Annotated in this window: 13 protein-coding genes and 1 pseudogene; 2 read left to right on the top strand and 12 right to left on the bottom strand. The window is 63.4% G+C overall.

Features of this window, described 5'->3' with window-relative positions; translation table 11 throughout:
• Nucleotides 1-33 precede the first annotated feature (33 nt).
• The 9 genes from NQE15_RS00145 to rsmB all read right to left on the bottom strand — a co-directional run bounded on the left by NQE15_RS00145 (nt 34) and on the right by rsmB (nt 11,603).
• Nucleotides 34-2,016, bottom strand: coding sequence for a primosomal protein N' (locus NQE15_RS00145; protein WP_265945451.1), 1,983 nt, complete (start codon nt 2,014-2,016; stop codon nt 34-36).
• Nucleotides 2,017-2,313: 297 nt separating this feature from the next.
• The gene (hemE, locus tag NQE15_RS00140) at nt 2,314-3,381 is read right to left on the bottom strand and encodes a uroporphyrinogen decarboxylase (protein ID WP_265945449.1); all 1,068 of its coding nucleotides are present in this window, start codon (nt 3,379-3,381) and stop codon (nt 2,314-2,316) included.
• Between the two features lie 57 nt (nt 3,382-3,438).
• Complete coding sequence (locus NQE15_RS00135; RefSeq protein ID WP_265945447.1) at nt 3,439-4,893, bottom strand: TrkH family potassium uptake protein; 1,455 nt, start codon at nt 4,891-4,893, stop codon at nt 3,439-3,441.
• Between the two features lie 9 nt (nt 4,894-4,902).
• Nucleotides 4,903-6,336, bottom strand: a complete 1,434-nt coding sequence (gene trkA / locus NQE15_RS00130; RefSeq protein ID WP_265945445.1) for a Trk system potassium transporter TrkA — start codon at nt 6,334-6,336, stop codon at nt 4,903-4,905.
• Nucleotides 6,337-6,359: 23 nt separating this feature from the next.
• The gene (locus tag NQE15_RS00125) at nt 6,360-7,625 is read right to left on the bottom strand and encodes a sigma-54-dependent transcriptional regulator (protein WP_265945443.1); all 1,266 of its coding nucleotides are present in this window, start codon (nt 7,623-7,625) and stop codon (nt 6,360-6,362) included.
• Nucleotides 7,603-8,616, bottom strand: coding sequence for a sensor histidine kinase (locus NQE15_RS23725; protein ID WP_323054928.1), 1,014 nt, complete (start codon nt 8,614-8,616; stop codon nt 7,603-7,605). The genes NQE15_RS00125 and NQE15_RS23725 overlap by 23 nt, the downstream gene beginning before the upstream one ends.
• Complete coding sequence (locus NQE15_RS23720) at nt 8,562-9,758, bottom strand: HAMP domain-containing protein (protein ID WP_323054927.1); 1,197 nt, start codon at nt 9,756-9,758, stop codon at nt 8,562-8,564. Before NQE15_RS23720 ends, NQE15_RS23725 begins: the two co-directional genes overlap by 55 nt.
• Entirely contained in the window at nt 9,755-10,351 is a 597-nt protein-coding gene (locus tag NQE15_RS00115) for a DUF4390 domain-containing protein (RefSeq protein WP_265945441.1), read from the bottom strand. The genes NQE15_RS23720 and NQE15_RS00115 overlap by 4 nt, the downstream gene beginning before the upstream one ends.
• Nucleotides 10,344-11,603, bottom strand: coding sequence for a 16S rRNA (cytosine(967)-C(5))-methyltransferase RsmB (gene rsmB, locus NQE15_RS00110; RefSeq protein ID WP_265945440.1), 1,260 nt, complete (start codon nt 11,601-11,603; stop codon nt 10,344-10,346). Before rsmB ends, NQE15_RS00115 begins: the two co-directional genes overlap by 8 nt.
• Before the next feature lie 34 nt (nt 11,604-11,637).
• On the opposite strand from rsmB, the gene NQE15_RS00105 reads away from it, so the two are divergent.
• Nucleotides 11,638-12,525, top strand: a complete 888-nt coding sequence (locus NQE15_RS00105) for a S1/P1 nuclease (protein ID WP_265945438.1) — start codon at nt 11,638-11,640, stop codon at nt 12,523-12,525.
• A 9-nt stretch (nt 12,526-12,534) separates the two neighbouring features.
• Nucleotides 12,535-12,927 carry an adenosylmethionine decarboxylase gene (gene speD, locus NQE15_RS00100; protein ID WP_265945436.1) on the top strand — a complete coding sequence of 131 codons (393 nt, stop codon included), beginning with the start codon at nt 12,535-12,537 and terminating at the stop codon, nt 12,925-12,927.
• Here speD and htpX read toward each other — a convergent pair.
• The 3 genes and pseudogenes from htpX to def all read right to left on the bottom strand — a co-directional run bounded on the left by htpX (nt 12,924) and on the right by def (nt 15,249).
• Nucleotides 12,924-13,772 carry a zinc metalloprotease HtpX gene (htpX, locus tag NQE15_RS00095; RefSeq protein ID WP_265945434.1) on the bottom strand — a complete coding sequence of 283 codons (849 nt, stop codon included), beginning with the start codon at nt 13,770-13,772 and terminating at the stop codon, nt 12,924-12,926. The genes speD and htpX overlap by 4 nt on opposite strands.
• A 54-nt stretch (nt 13,773-13,826) precedes the next feature.
• Nucleotides 13,827-14,749: pseudogene (gene fmt, locus NQE15_RS00090) on the bottom strand (methionyl-tRNA formyltransferase).
• The gene (gene def / locus NQE15_RS00085) at nt 14,746-15,249 is read right to left on the bottom strand and encodes a peptide deformylase (protein WP_265945432.1); all 504 of its coding nucleotides are present in this window, start codon (nt 15,247-15,249) and stop codon (nt 14,746-14,748) included. The pseudogene fmt and the gene def overlap by 4 nt, the downstream one beginning before the upstream one ends.
• Nucleotides 15,250-15,286 lie beyond the last annotated feature (37 nt).

The raw sequence follows: 15,286 nt of genomic DNA, 5'->3' as shown, positions 1-15,286 counted from the left end.
TTTGGACTCACCTCACTGCAAGGGCCATGCCCGTCAGAATTCGAAAGGATCGACCTCGAGATGCCAGCGCAGTTTCGACGGCGCCTTGAGGCCGTCGACCGCCTCGCGCCAGTGCGGCAGAAAGGCCTGCAGGGCCGGGCGCGAGAAGGATTCGGCCAGCAACTGGCCGCGTTCCAGGTTGGCCAGGCGCGACATCTTCATCGGCACCGGATCGTAGATCATCACGTTGTCGTGCTCCGCCACCTCCGGCAAGGCGGCGGCGGCCTTCAGGAAGGCGATGGCATCGGCCATCTCCGGTGCCTCGGCGCGCAACATCGCCTGGAAGGCATAAGGCGGGAAGCCGGCCTGTTCGCGTTCCTTGAGCATGGAGGCGGCAAAGCCGGGATAGTCGTGGGCGACCAGCGCCGCGTACAAGGGATGATCCGGATACTCGGTCTGGATCAGCACCTCGCCTTTCAGTTCGGCCCGCCCGGCCCGCCCGGCAACCTGCATCAGCTGGGCGAACAGCCGCTCCGGCGCCCGCCAGTCGGCAGCGAACAGCGCGGAATCCGCACCCAACGCGCCGACCAGGGTCAGATTCGGGAAATCGTGGCCCTTGGCCAGCATCTGCGTCCCGACCAGAATATCGGCGTCGCCGCCATGAATCCGTTCGAGCATGGCTTCCCACTGCTTGCGGCTCTTCACCGAATCGCGGTCGACGCGCACGACGCGGGCCTCGGGAAACTGCTCCTGGAGCCAGCCTTCGAGGCGCTGCGTGCCGCGACCGAAGGGATGGATATCCTGGTTGCCGCAAGTCGGACAGGCCTTCGGCACGCGGTGTTCGAGACCGCAGTGGTGGCAGCGCAAGCGGCGGTCGGCCAGGTGCAGCACCATGTTGGCGGCGCAGCGCGTGCAGCGCGACACCCAGCCGCAGGCCGGACAGGCCAGCACCGGCGCGTAACCGCGGCGGTTAAGAAAAACCAGACTCTGCTCGCCGCGCTCCAGGCGTTGCTTGATCGCCGCGATCAGCGGCTCACTGACGCCTTCCTTGAGGACGATCCGCCGGGTATCGATCATTTTGACCCTGGGCAGGGTCGCCTGCGGATTGGCCCGCTGACGCAAGTTGATCAAGCCATAACGCCCGTTCTGCGCGTTGGCCCACGATTCGAGCGAGGGCGTGGCCGACCCGAGCAGGATCGGGATGCCCAGTTGGTGAGCCCGGAAGACGCCGACATCGCGGGCCGAGTAGCGCATGCCATCCTGCTGCTTGAAGGACGGGTCGTGTTCCTCGTCGATGACGATCAAACCGAGGGCCGGCAGCGGGGTGAAGATGGCCAGCCGGGTGCCGAGCACGATCTCGGCTTCGCCGGCGCTGGCCGCCAGCCAGTTGCGCTCGCGGGCCGCCTCGGCCAGCTCGCTGTGCAGCGAGACGATGCCGGCCGCCGGAAAGCGGGCCCGCACCCGGCCCTCGAGCTGCGGCGTCAGGTTGATTTCCGGGACCAGCAGCAATACCTGCTTTCCGGCAGCCAGCGTGCGCTCGATCAAGCGCAGATAGACCTCGGTCTTGCCGCTGCCGGTAACGCCATGCAACAAGTAGGCGGAAAAACCGCCATCGCTGGCGACCGCGGCAACTGCCACCGACTGTTCCGCGGTCAGGGCCGGCGGTGCGACCGCCGCGACAGGAGCCACCGTGCGCGCCTTGCGGCGACTCGGTGGCGCGATCCGTTTCAAACCGGCCGGCAAGGCCTGCATCACCACTTCGCCGAACGCAGCCTGATAGTAAGTGCTGGCAAACTCACAGAGGGCAAAGAAATCGGCGGGCAAAGGCAAGAGATCGCGGAGGATTTCGCCGGCCGGCTTCAGTTGCTCCAGCGGCCAGTCGCTGGTGTCGACCACTTCGACGATGACGCCGATTTTCTCGCCCCGGCCGAACGGCACGCGCACCCGCAGGCCGGCGTCCGCAAGCGTGGCCGACGGGGCGATATAGTCGAACAGACGGTGGAGCGGCAAATCGAGAGCGACGCGTAAGACGGGCATGGTTTTGCCGGCAGGGGCCGTCGTTTCTCCAAAATTCAGCGAGCGGCGCGATTAAAACGGAGAATTTCACCCACCACAAAACCTGTGGATAACTTTGTGGATTTTTCTGGGGAAGTTACGCTAAGTAGCGGTGATTAAAGGATTTTGTCTTTTTTCCGAAATATCATGAAAAACAAAGTTTGCTTATATTTCAACAGCTTATGCAGGATCGCCGCTGTCAAGCCAATTTCGCCATTTATTTTTTCCGGAGGGCAAAACTCTGTGTATAAGTCAAGCTCTGCCCCCGGTTTATGGATACTACTTACGCGATTGGCGACTGTGCGAGTGCACCGCCTCGACCAAGGCCGTCACGCTGTCCGGCGGCGTGAATTGGGAGATACCGTGGCCGAGATTGAAAACATGGCCGGTGTTACCAGGACCGTAGCTGTCGAGCACCTTCTTCGCTTCGGCAGCGACGATTTCCGGCTGGGCGAAGAGCACATTCGGATCGAGGTTGCCCTGCAGCGCCACCTTGTCGCCAACGCGACGGCGAGCTTCCCCGATGTCGATGGTCCAGTCGAGGCCCACTGCGTCACAGCCGATGCCGGCAATCTGTTCAAGCCAGAGGCCGCCATTCTTGGTGAAGACGATACTCGGAATGCGCTGGCCGTCCTTTTCCTTCTTCAGTCCGGCGACGATGCGCTGCATGTACTGCAGGGAGAATTCCGGGTAGGCGGCGGCAGAGAGCGAACCGCCCCAGGTATCGAAAATCATCACTGCCTGGGCGCCGCTGTCGATCTGGGCGTTGAGGTAGGAAATCACCGAGTCGGTGGTCACCGACAGGATGCGGTGCAGCAGATCCGGGCGGTTGTACATCATGCCCTTGATATGGCGGAAATCGCTCGAGCCCTGCCCTTCGACCATGTAGCAGGCGAGCGTGTACGGGCTGCCGGAGAAGCCGATCAGCGGCACAGAATTGTCCAGGGCGCGGCGGATCTCGACCACGGCATCCATCACGTAGCGCAGATGATCGTAAGGATCGGGCGCCGTCAGGTCGTTGATCGCCCATTCCTCGCGCAGCGGCCGCTCGAACTTCGGGCCCTCGCCCTCCGCGAAATAGAGGCCGAGCCCCATCGCATCCGGCACCGTCAGGATGTCGGAGAACAGGATGGCTGCGTCGAGGTCATAACGCGCCAGCGGCTGCAGCGTGACTTCGCAGGCCAGCGACGGCGTCTTGCACAGGTTCAGGAAGTTGCCGGCGCGTTTGCGCGTTTCGCAGTATTCCGGCAGATAGCGGCCGGCCTGGCGCATCAGCCAGAGCGGGGTGTAATCGGTCGGCTCTTTGAGAAGGGCGCGCAGGAAATTGTCGTTCTTGGGTCGGCTCACGGGGGACTCCGCCAGAAAATCGGAAAGGCGGGATTATCCGCCTTTCCGGGCCGCAGGTCACTTCCGCCAGAAGGCGGGGGTCAGCACGACCAGCAAGGTAAAGATTTCGAGACGGCCGAGCAGCATGGCGAAGATGCAGATCCAGGTCTGGAAGTCTTCCAGAACCTCGTAAGTCGTCGCGGGGCCGACCACCCCCAGGCCCGGGCCAGTATTGTTGATGCTGGCCACCACCGCCGTAAACGCCGAGACGATATCCAGCCCGGTAAAGGCCATGACCAATGTCAGGGAGACGATGCAGACCATGTACATGAAGGCAAAGGCCAGCACGGCGAAGAGGATGGATTGCGGCGCCACCTGGCCACCGATCCGGACGTTATAGACCGCACTCGGATGCATGGCACGCAGCAGTTCCCGATAGACCTGCTTGTAGAGCAGGAGCGCCCGCATCATCTTGATGCCGCCGCCAGTCGAGCCCGCACTGGTCACGAAACTGGAGAGAAACAACATCCAGAGGGGCGCGAAGATCGGCCACAAGGCGAAATCGACGCTGGCGTAGCCGGTGGTCGTGGCGATCGACACCAGGTTGAACGCCGAATGGCGGAGTGCGGTGTCGAAGTCGTGATAAACCCCATCCTTCCAGATGTACATCGCCACGACCAGGACGCTGAGCAGCGTCACGCCGAGGAACCAGCCGGCCTCGGGATCCCGCAGATACGGACGCAGCGAACGCCCGTTGACCGCGAGGAACAGCGTGCCGAAATTCATCCCGGCCATCAGCATGAAACCGATGGCGACGGCCTCGATGGCCGGCGAATCAAAGAAACCGAAGCTGGCATCGTGGGTTGAAAAACCGCCGAGACCCATGGTTGAGAAGCCATGGCAAACCGCATCGAACCAGCTCATGCCGGCCCAGCGGAAAGCGAGAATGCAGGCGACGGAAACGCCGAGATAGACCAACCACAGGCCCTTCGCCGTCTCGGCGATGCGCGGGGTCATCTTCGCGTCCTTCATCGGCCCCGGTGTCTCCGCCTTGAACATCTGCCGACCGCCGATCCCGAGCAATGGGAGAATGGCGATGGCCAGCACGATCAGGCCCATGCCGCCGACCCAGACCAGCTGATGGCGCCAGAGGTTGATCGACATCGGCAGGCGGTCGATATTGCTGAGCACGGTCGAACCGGTGGTGGTCAGGCCGGACACCGTCTCGAAATAGGCATCGGTATGGCTGATGCCGAGATGGATCATCAGCGGAACGGCGGCAAAGGCCGGCAAGACCGACCAGACCAGCACGACCATCAGGAAGCCGTCCCGGATATTCAGGTCGCGTTTGCAATTGCGGTAGCGATACCAGAGGAAGGCACCGCTCAACATGGTCAGCAGGAAGGCCTCGTCGTAGGCCGACTGGGCACCGTCATTGGTGACATAGGAGACGACCAGCGGAGCCAGCATGGTCAGGCCGAAAAGCATGATGATCATGCCCAGGGCACGGTAGACCGGAGCGAAACGTGTCATGGCGGCCCTTTAGAAGAAGTGGAAGCCGACCTGGAACAGCTTCTCGACCTTGCGGACTACCTTCTTGCGCGTACAGAAGACGATCACGTGATCGTCCGCCTCGATGACCGTGTCGTGGTGCGCGATCACCACCTCGCCGTGGCGGGTGATCGCCGTCCAGTCGTCAGTTTGGCCGATCACGATGGCCCGGTCGAAATGGCGGACGATGGCGGCGACCGTTACCCCATGCGGCCAGTCGATCTGATCGATCCGCTTGCCGATTACCTTGGAAGTCGCGGCATCGCCGTGGGCGACGATCTCCAGCGCTTCGGCCGCCCCCCGGCGCAGGGAATGGACTTCCGCCACATCGCCCTGCCGGACATGGGCCAGCAAGGTGCCGATCGAGACGTGAGCCGGCGAGATACCGATATCGATCGGTCCGCCCTCGATCATTTCGGCATAGGCACGGCGGTTGATCAGCGCGACGACCCGCTTGCAACCCAAGCGTTTGGCCAGGCTGCCGGACATGATGTTGTCCTCGTCGTCATTGGTCATCGCCAGAAAAAGATCCATCTCGGCGATATTTTCCCGCTCTAGCAGTTCCTCGTCGGTAGCATCGCCGAGCAGTACCAGCGTATTGTCGAGCTCGCCGGCCAGGAGTTCAGCGCGATCCTTGCGCCCTTCGAGGAGTTTGATCTCGTAACGCTTTTCCAGGCTCTTGGCGAGCCGCAAACCGATATTGCCGCCCCCCGCGATCATGATCCGCTGGACCGGATTCATCATCCGGCGCAATTGGCGCAACACCGGACGGATGTGCTCGGCAGCAGCCAGCAGGAATACCTCGTCACCGGCCTGAACGACCGTTTCGCCCTCGGGAAATACCGGTTGGTCGCCACGGAAAATGGCGGCGATCCGGGCATCCATTTCGGGCGGCAGCAAGTCCCGCATCTCCTTGATCTGCTTGCCGACGAGCAAGCCGCCCTCGTAGGCACGGACTGCAACCAGGCTGACCCGGTTGCGCGCAAAATTCAATACCTGCAGCGCTTCAGGAAATTCGATCAGGCGCCGGATGTATTCGGTGATCACCTGTTCCGGGCAGAGCGCGAAATCGACGGCAAAGTTGTCGGTCGACAACAAGCTGGCGTCTTCGAGAAAGTCGCGCGAGCGCAGGCGGGCAATCCGCTTCGGGACGTTGAAGACGCCGTGCGCCAGTTTACAGGCCACCAGATTCGACTGATCGCTCTGGGTCACGGCGATCACCATGTCGGCGTCGTCGGCCCCCGCCTCGCGCAACACCGAGGGCGTCGCCGCGTTGCCGACCACCGTCCGTAGATCCAGGCGATCCTGCAACTGGGCGAGGCGCACGGCGTCATAGTCGACCACCGTGATGTCGTTTTCTTCGGAAACCAGGCCTTCGGCAACGCTGGCACCGACCTGGCCGGCCCCCAGAATGATCACTTTCATATAACCCCCGATTGACTGCCGGCTTATTCTTCGCCGCGCTTGCCTAGCTTGACGTCGAGCTGTTTCAGCTTGCGGTAGAGGTGGGTGCGCTCCAACCCGGAGCGCTCAGCCAGCTTGGTCATGTTGCCCCCCTCCAACCGCAGGTGATGTTCGAAATAGAGTTTCTCGAAAGCATCGCGCGCTTCGCGCAGCGGCTGGTCGAGCATCGGCAACAGGGAGTCGAGCTCGCGGTTGCCCCCCTCTTCCTGCGGCAACACGCGCATCACGTCGTCGGCGGAGATCTCCTCATCGAGCGCAGTCAGCGCCAGATTGCGGACCAGTACATAGAGATCGGTCCAGCTCGCTTCCGGCAGGTTTTTCCAGGGCAAGGTGCGCAGCGCATTCAGTGCGCCGGTGGAAAACCGCCGGGGCTGGACCTCGCCCCGTTCGACAAAATTGGTCAGCAGCAACCCGGCGATCTCGGGCAGTTCGTCGGCGTGGCCGGCGAGCGACGGCATCGCCACCCAAACCTCGCCGAGGCGGGCCAGCAGCTTGCTATCCCAGCCCGCTTCGCCAAGCGCCCCCAGTGGCGCGACGGTCGCCGCCACCAATTGCAGATGGAGTTTCTCCAGACGCTCGACGGCAAACGCCAGGTTCATCTGCTGCATCTTGCCGAGTGCCGCCAGATCGGGCACGAACAGAATGCCGCCAGTGAGCTTTTCGAGCATTTCCTGGGTCAGCGCACTGCTTACCCCGGACAGGTCGAGCCAGGGCGCGCGCGGAGGCAGCAGCGTGCGGGCGCAAATTTCCGCCATGCCACCGGTGGCCCCGCGCAGCAGTACCACCGCCGCCTTGGCAGCGGCCTGCTCGAGACGCCGCTTGAACTCCTTGATGAAGACCGAGCGTCCGAAGGCGTCCAGCGTCAAGGGCGGGCGCGGCGGGGGCGTATCGTGCTTGAGCGCCTTTTGCACCGTCGATAGCAGTTTCTGCAGGGCAATCGGCTTTTCGAGGAAATCGAAGGCGCCAAAGCGAGTCGCCTCGACCGCCGTGTCGATCGTGCCGTGGCCCGACATCATCACCACCGGCATGCTGAGATGCCCGGCCGCATGCCATTCCTTCAAGAGCGAGATGCCGTCCATGTCGGGCATCCAGATGTCGAGCAGCACCAGATCCGGGCGCAGCTCCTGGCGGATACGACGCGCCGCCCCGGCATTTTCGGCCAGGCGAACGTCGTAGCCTTCATCGATCAGGATTTCCGAGAGCAACTCGCGGATACCGACCTCGTCGTCAACGACCAGAATGATTGCCATGCTTGGCTTCCTCCTCCTTCACCAGGGGTAGACGGATATCGATCCGCGCACCACCCTCCGGTGCATTGCTGATTTCGATGGTGCCCAGGTGTTCCTCGACAATTTTCTTGACGATGGGCAGGCCAAGGCCGGTGCCGCGCGCCTTGGTGGTGACATAGGGTTCGAAGATGCGGGGCAGCAACTCGGCGGGAAAGCCCGGGCCATTGTCGCCGATCATCAGGCGGGCATTGCGTCCGGCGACTTCGGTGACGATGCGGATCCGACCGGCGGGCCGGCCTTCCAGGGCATCTTCGGCATTGCGCAGCAGGTTGTGGATAATCTGCCGGAGCTGGGTCGCATCGCCCAGCACCGGCGGCAGATCCTCGGCCAGCCGGGTTTCGAATGTCGCCGACGAACTCTCGTAAAGGCCCAGCACTTCGCCGATCAGGTCGTTGAGTTCGAGCGGCGCCACCTCCGGCGCCGGCAGGCGGGCATAGTCGCGGAAATCGTCGACCATGCGCTTCATCGACTGCACCTGGTTGATGATGGTCTGGGTGCCGCGCGCCAGCATGTCGGCATCGCCGTTGCCGAGCTTGTCGGCGAGCTTGAACTGCAGGCGCTCGGCGGAGAGCTGGATCGGGGTCAGCGGATTCTTGATTTCGTGGGCCAGGCGACGGGCGACTTCGCCCCAGGCCGCGCTGCGCTGGGCGGCGATGATCCGCGTCACATCGTCGAAGACGACGACGTCGCCACCGCCGCTCGCCTCCGGCAGTCGCGAGCCGCGCAAGAGCAGGACCTGCGGCATGCCGTTGGGGCGCTCCAGTTCGAGCTGGGTCTGCCATTCCGACTCGTCATTCGACACAAAATGCTGACGGATGAACTCGCCGAGCACATGCTGGCGCGGCCAGCGGTCGACGGCGACACCGATCAGGCCGTTGAAGTCGTCATTCAAAATGGTCAGCGCGCCTTCATTGACAGTGCGCAGCACATAGCGCCGGTCGAAAACCAGCACCCGGCCGACAGATTGGCCAGGATCGATTCCAGATAGCCGCGCGCCGACTCTAGCTCGGCCCGGTGGCGCTCGGTTTCACGGCGCGCCTCGTCGAGCTGGCGGGTCATCTGGTTGAAGGACTGGGTCAGCACGCCGAGTTCGTCGCCGCTGTAGATCGCCTGGCGCGGCGAGAAGTCGCCCTGCGCCACGGCCTGGGTGCCCTCGGCCAGGATGTAGAGCGGTGCCGCCAGCCGGCGCGCCATCAGGTAGGCCAGCGCAAAGGCGCCGAACAGGGCGACCAACATGGTCAGGGTCAGGGTCAAGGCATAGATCCGGGTCAACCCCTCGCGCGCCAGCTGCAATTCCTGGTAATCACGATAGACCCCCTGCACCGCCTCGGCATCGTAGGCCAGACCCTCGGGAACCGGATTGGTCAGTTGCAGGATGCGCGGCTCCTCGAAGACATCACGCGCCGAGACCGGGACCAGGACGCGCAGGTAGAGCTGGCCCTCGCCGGCCTCCACCGTACTGACGGCGCGCGTGTTGCGCGCCTGCTTGAGCTGGGCTTGGCTGGGTAGATCAGGCAGGACGCTGGCCAACTCGGTCGTCGCGCTCGACAACAGCTGGCCACCGACCGAGAACAGGGCTGCCGACTGCACCCCTTTTTCCTCGCGCAAACGAAGCAGCGCGGAGCGGCGCGAGACTTCCTGGATGTCGGACAATTCAGTCGCCATGCTGCGCGCTTTGTCGCCGAGATCGACGAGCAGGGAATCGAGGGCCGAGCGGCCGAGATGGAGTCCGGACTCCAGCGCCTTCTCGACCCGGACGTCGAACCAGCTTTCGATCGAGCGCGTCACGAATTGCACCGAAACCCCGTATACAAGCGCCCCGGGCAATACGGCGATGAAGCCGAACATCAGCATCAGACGCAGCTTGAGGCGGGCACCGAAAACCTGAGCCTGGTAGTCGCGCCACAGCGAGCGCAGTTGCCAGCCGACCAGCCCAAGCATGCTGAGGGCGAGCACGACATTAAGACCAATCAGCAGCGGATAGTTACGGGAAAAGATGACCGTGTCGGCGGCCGTCGACATGAGCAGCAGAAACCACAGGATGCCCCCGACCGCTGCTGCAAACGCCCCGCCTGCGGCGAGAAAACGCTTCACTTGACCTCCGCCGAAGCCGTCGGCGATGGTAGCGCCGGCAAGGCGGCCTGCCAGGTCTTCCAGTCGGAGGCCAGGCTCCAATCCTTGTTACCGAGCGCGCTGATCTGGAAGGGGCGCGGCAACTGGGTAATGTCGAGGCGCAGGCGCAGGGCTGCCAGGTAGAGCTCGCCGGTCCGCACCGTCTTGTCGCCCTTCTCAATCACCACCCAGTTGCGCAGGCGCGCAAGAACTGCCAAGGCCTCGGTCAGCGTCGGGAATGATTGGTGCAGGCCACCCATCCCCGTGGACAGGCGGTACTGCCGGGTCAATGCGTGGTAAGAAAGGCTGTAGGTCAGACTGCGGCTGACCAGTTTCTCATCGAGCCAATACCAACGTGCCTTGCTCATTTCGTAATCAAGCACAAAATAGAGCACCACCCCCTTGCTTACCGCTTCCTCGAGGCGCGGGTTCAGCTCGAAGCGGAAATCGGCTGACAGCACGTAGCCGTCATCGCCGGGCGAAAGCTGGACATTGGCGACGTCGATTTCGGCTGTCCATCCCAGCACCGGGATGAATAGCAGCAACAACAGCCAATGGCGCAGGCGTTCAGGCATGCTTTTCGAGAAGACAGTAGAAAAAGCCATCATGTTCGGCAGTCGGAAGAAGCTGTTCCTCATGACAACGTCGGGCCTGTGGCTGGCGCGCCAGAAAAGCATCGATCTGCTCGCCATTCTCAGCCGGGAACACCGAGCAGGTGACATACAGCAGTTTACCGCCGGGCCGAACGACCTGCCACAAGGCTTCGAGAATGCGCGATTGGGCCGCGGCAAAACTGGCGATGTCGGTCTCGCGGCGCAGCCATTTAGCGTCCGGATTGCGCCGCACCACGCCGCTGGCCGTGCACGGAACGTCGGCGAGCACGGCATCGAAGGGCTGACCGTCCCACCAGGTATTCAATTTGGCGCAGTCGGCACTCCGCACCTCGGCCGTGAGCCCCAGGCGTTCGAGGTTTTCGCTAACCCGCCGACAGCGCGACGGCTTGAGATCGAGCGCCAGCAAATCGAGGTCGGCCCGTTCCAGCAGATGCGCCGTCTTGCCGCCCGGCGCGGCACAGGCGTCGAGGACCCGGCTGCCGGCGGCCGGATCGAGCAGGCTGGCGGCCAATTGGGCACCGGGGTCCTGCACCGAGACCAGCCCCGCGGCAAAATCGGGCAACCGTTCCACCGGCAGCGGTTTGGCCAGGGCCAGCCCGGCCTCGCCGACCGTCGTTGCCGGAATGCCGGCGGCGACCAGCCGGGCCTGATACGCGTCGCGCGAGCACCGGCGTAGATTGACCCGCAGGGCCATCGGCGGCGGTTCGTTGCCGGCCGTCACGATCGCTGGCCAATCCTGCGGGTAGGCGGCCTGCAGATGCGCCAGCCACCAGTCCGGATGCTGGGCACGGGCGACGGCATCGTCGGCCAGCGCCGCACTCAAGGTGTCGCGCTGGCGCAAGAAGTTGCGCAGCACACCGTTGACCAGGCCGCGAAACCGCCCTTCAGCCAATTCCCCTGCCGCCACAACAGCCTGATCGACCACCGTATGCTCGGCATCGGGCCGGGTTTCCAGGCGATAGATCGCAACCAGCAACAAGGCCCGAACTTCCTCGTCGGCCAGCGGCTTGGTGAGTAGCCGGCTCAAGAAGAAATCGCCCCGCCCGTAGGCGCGCAAGCTACCATAGACGAGATCCTGCACCGCCGGCCGGGCAGCGGAATCAACCCGGGCGAGCAGGCCATCGGCCAGGCTTTGCCCGGCAAAAATGGCGGCATCGATGCGCGCCGCCTGGAGCAGGGAAAAAGCCAGTGAATCGAGCGGTAATCTGGACATAGGCCGCGATTATCGCACGCGGCATAATGGCGCAATGCGCCGATTCCTGATTGCCTTCTGTTTCTGCTCCTTCCCCATTCTGGCGCACGCTTGGAATGCCGCCGGCCACCGCCTGGTGGCGGTCATTGCCTGGCAGCAACTGTCACCGGCCGGCCAGAAATTCTTTGCCGAAGTTCTGGGGCGTCATCCTGATCACGAGCGCTGGGTCAAGAAAGGGCATTCCGCCGAAGCCGCCGATATCTTTGCCGAAGCCGCGACCTGGCCGGACGACATCCGTCATGACCCGCGCTTCTACGACCCCGGTCGCGAACCGCCGACACCCTCGCTGCCCGGACTGGCCGACACTGCCCGCCACAAGCGCTGGCATTACATGGACCTTGACCGCAACGGCAAAGTGCAGGCCGGCGAACTTGACGGCCGGATCGAGGAATTGAGCCGCTTGCTGGTTACGGCGCGCCAGAATGACCAGCTCACCTCCGCCCTGCCCTGGCTGTTGCACCTCGTCGCCGACATCCACCAACCCTTGCATGTCGGCCGCCACGGGGACGAAGGCGGCAACGATTTCGAAATCGAGAACCCGTTCAACAAACGCCTGCCCTTCTCCAGCCTGCATACGTACTGGGACGACCTGCCCGGCCCGCCCTGGCTGCGCGGCAAGCGGCTGGAGAAAAATGCGCAGCGCCTAATGGCAGATTTCCCGGCTCCGCAGCAAGGCGATGTGGTGCTGTGGCGCGACGAAAGCCATCGCCTGCTCGCCCGCGCCTACCCGAAAACCGAGGGCAGCCTGCTGCCCATGATCAGCGAAGAATTCCATCAACAGAGCAGAGCGATCGCCAACCGGCGCCTTGTCGAGGCTGGTTACCGTCTGGGGCGACTGCTCGAGACGATTTACCAGACCCGCGTTTCACGTGAAACGCCCTAAAATCCACCCATGAATGGCCTGCACCTGATTGCCGATCTGCACGACTGCCGTTGCCAGCCGAGCTTCCTGCTCGATGCCATCAGGCTGGAAGCCTTTTGTGTAGACGCCTGCACCCGCCATGGCCTGACCGTGGTCGGCCGGCTGTTTCATGCCTTCCGCGACGCGACCGGCGAGCCAGCCGGTGTCACCGGCACGGTGGTACTGGCCGAATCGCACCTCGCCGTGCACACCTGGCCGGAAATCGGCAGCGTCACGCTCGACGTCTATGTCTGCAATTTCAGCGGTGACAACAGCCGGCGGGCCCATACCTTATTCGCCGAAATCGTCGCCGCCTTCGCCCCGGCCAGGCTGGAAAAACAAGAGGTGGCGCGCGGCCACCTCGGTTTGCTGCAGGGCGCCTAACGTCCCATCGCCCGCAAGCGGGCAATGCGCTCCTCGGTCGGCGGATGGGTCGAGAACAGGCCCCGAATGCCGCCGCCGGACAAGGGATTGAGGATCATCATCTGGGCCGTTTCCGGGTGCGCCTCGGCCGGCGCCATCGGAATGCGCCCTTCGGCATACATCTGGATCTTGCCCAGGGCATCGGCCAGCGCCTGCGGTTCGCCGCTGATCGCCGCACCGCCGGCGTCGGCCTCGAACTCGCGGGCCCGGGAGATCGCCATCTGGATCAGGCTGGCCGCCAGAGGGGCCAAAATCGCCACCAGGATGCCGACCAGCGGATTGACCGAACGTCCATTCTCGTCGCGACCGCCGAAGAACATCGCGAAATTGGCGAGTGCCGAAATCGCCCCGGCCATCGTCGCCGAGACGGTCGAAATCAGGATGTCGCGGTTCCTGACATGAGCCAATTCATGGGCCATCACGCCTCGCAGTTCGCGCGCCGAGAGCAGCTGGATGATGCCGGTGGTCGCCGCCACCGCCGCATGCTCGGGGTTGCGCCCGGTAGCAAAGGCATTCGGCTGGGCCTCGTTGATGATGTACACCTTGGGCATCGGCAGATCGGCGCGCTGCGCCAGATCGCGGATCATGGCGTAGAACTGCGGAGCGCTGAATTCATCGACCGGCTGGGCGTTGTACATCTTCAACACCATGCCGTCGGAGAACCAGTACGAGAACAGGTTCATCGCACCGCCAAAGACCAGCGCCAGCAACATGCCGGACTGGCCGCCGATCATGCCGCCGACGATGCCGAACAGCGCCATGATGGCCGCCATCAGCATGGCTGTCTTGACCCAGTTGAACATCATGACCTCCTCGTGGCTATCGCTCGAGTACCAAGATGATGCCGGGCCGCCCCTATTTCAAGCCGGCGGATCGAATCGATCGCCCACTTTCAACGGATTACCGGCCAGGAATTGCTGCACCGGCAGGCGCTTGCCGCCGGCCTTCTGCAATTCGCTGATCGCCAGGGCGCCCTCGCCGCAAGCGACGAGCAGGCTTTTACGGTCGACCGCCAGAATCTGCCCGACCTCACCGCTCCCGCCACCGGCATCGCCTGCCACAATTTGACGGTTTGCCCGCCCAACAGCGCCTGCGCCCCGGGGAAGGGGTTGAAGGCGCGGATGTGCCGATCGAGTTCCACTGCGCTGCGGCGCCAGTCGATGACGGCTTCGGCCTTCTCGATCTTGTGGGCATAAGTCACGCCGGCATCTGGCTGAACGCTGGCCTTCAGCGGCAACTTGCCCAGCGCCTCAACGATCAGCTGCGCCCCGAGTTCGGCCAGACGGTCATGCAGGCTGGCCGTAGTGTCCTCCTCCACGATCGGGAAAGCGCCACGCAACAACACCGGCCCGGTATCGAGTCCAGCCTCCATCTGCATGATACACACGCCAGTTTCCGCGTCGCCGGCAAGCAAAGCCCGCTGGATCGGTGCCGCCCCGCGCCAGCGCGGCAACAACGAAGCGTGAATATTGAGACAGCCAAAGCGCGGCAGGTCGAGTACGGCCTGCGGCAGGATCAGACCATAGGCGGCGACCACCATGACCTCGGCGCCCAACGCCGCAATCTTCTGCTGTGCTGCGACGTCCTTCAGACTCAGCGGCTGGAAGACCTCGATCCCTTTTTCCAGGGCCAGTTTCTTGACTGCCGAAGGCTGCAGGGCCATGCCCCGACCGCTCGGCCGATCCGGCTGGGTCAGTACAAGCGGCACTTCGTGACCGGCCTCGACAATCGCCTTGAGCGCCTGCGCGGCGAACTCCGGTGTCCCTGCAAAAATCACCTTCATGCGGTTACCCGGGCCTGCTTGGCCAGCTTCGAGCGGATTCGGGTCTGTTTCAGTTGTGACAGGTGATCGACGAATACTGTGCCGTTCAGATGGTCGATTTCGTGCTGAATGCACACGGCAAGCAGCCCATCGGTAGTCAGCGATTGCTTCTTACCTGCCAGATCGAGGTAACGCACGGTGACGCGCTCGGCTCTTTCGACCCTGTCATAGATGCCGGGCACCGACAGGCAGCCTTCCTCACCGATCTGCGATCCATCGCAGCTTTCCAGAGTCGGGTTGATGAACACGCGCAAATCGTTCTTATCTTCCGAGGTGTCGATCACCACCACGCGCTTGTGCACATCGACCTGGGTTGCAGCCAAGCCAATGCCCGGCGCTTCATACATCGTTTCCGCCATGTCGGCGACCAGTTTTCGGATGCTGTCATCGACATTGACAACGGGGGCCGCCACTTTTTTCAGGCGGGTATCGGGGAAACGCAAAATGGGTAGCAGTGCCATGGGTGGACCGGAATAAAAGCTTGCTCGCTTAGGTTAT

It is taken from the genome of Dechloromonas sp. A34, assembly GCF_026261605.1.
In the GTDB taxonomy this organism is placed as follows: Bacteria; Pseudomonadota; Gammaproteobacteria; order Burkholderiales; family Rhodocyclaceae; genus Azonexus.
The sequence above is the reverse complement of the archived record's forward strand: the minus strand, read 5'-3'. Positions and strand labels throughout refer to the sequence as shown.

Bases quoted from the DNA above. Each gene is read 5' to 3' on its own strand.
- NQE15_RS00145 (WP_265945451.1), bottom strand. From the start codon at position 2,016: ATGCCCGTCTTACGCGTCGCTCTCGATTTGCCGCTCCACCGTCTGTTC.
- NQE15_RS00135 (WP_265945447.1), bottom strand. From the start codon at position 4,893: ATGACACGTTTCGCTCCGGTCTACCGTGCCCTGGGCATGATCATCATG.
- trkA (WP_265945445.1), bottom strand. From the start codon at position 6,336: ATGAAAGTGATCATTCTGGGGGCCGGCCAGGTCGGTGCCAGCGTTGCC.
- NQE15_RS00125 (WP_265945443.1), bottom strand. From the start codon at position 7,625: ATGGCAATCATTCTGGTCGTTGACGACGAGGTCGGTATCCGCGAGTTG.
- NQE15_RS00115 (WP_265945441.1), bottom strand. From the start codon at position 10,351: ATGCCTGAACGCCTGCGCCATTGGCTGTTGTTGCTGCTATTCATCCCG.
- rsmB (WP_265945440.1), bottom strand. From the start codon at position 11,603: ATGTCCAGATTACCGCTCGATTCACTGGCTTTTTCCCTGCTCCAGGCG.
- NQE15_RS00105 (WP_265945438.1), top strand. From the start codon at position 11,638: ATGCGCCGATTCCTGATTGCCTTCTGTTTCTGCTCCTTCCCCATTCTG.
- speD (WP_265945436.1), top strand. From the start codon at position 12,535: ATGAATGGCCTGCACCTGATTGCCGATCTGCACGACTGCCGTTGCCAG.
- htpX (WP_265945434.1), bottom strand. From the start codon at position 13,772: ATGATGTTCAACTGGGTCAAGACAGCCATGCTGATGGCGGCCATCATG.
- def (WP_265945432.1), bottom strand. From the start codon at position 15,249: ATGGCACTGCTACCCATTTTGCGTTTCCCCGATACCCGCCTGAAAAAA.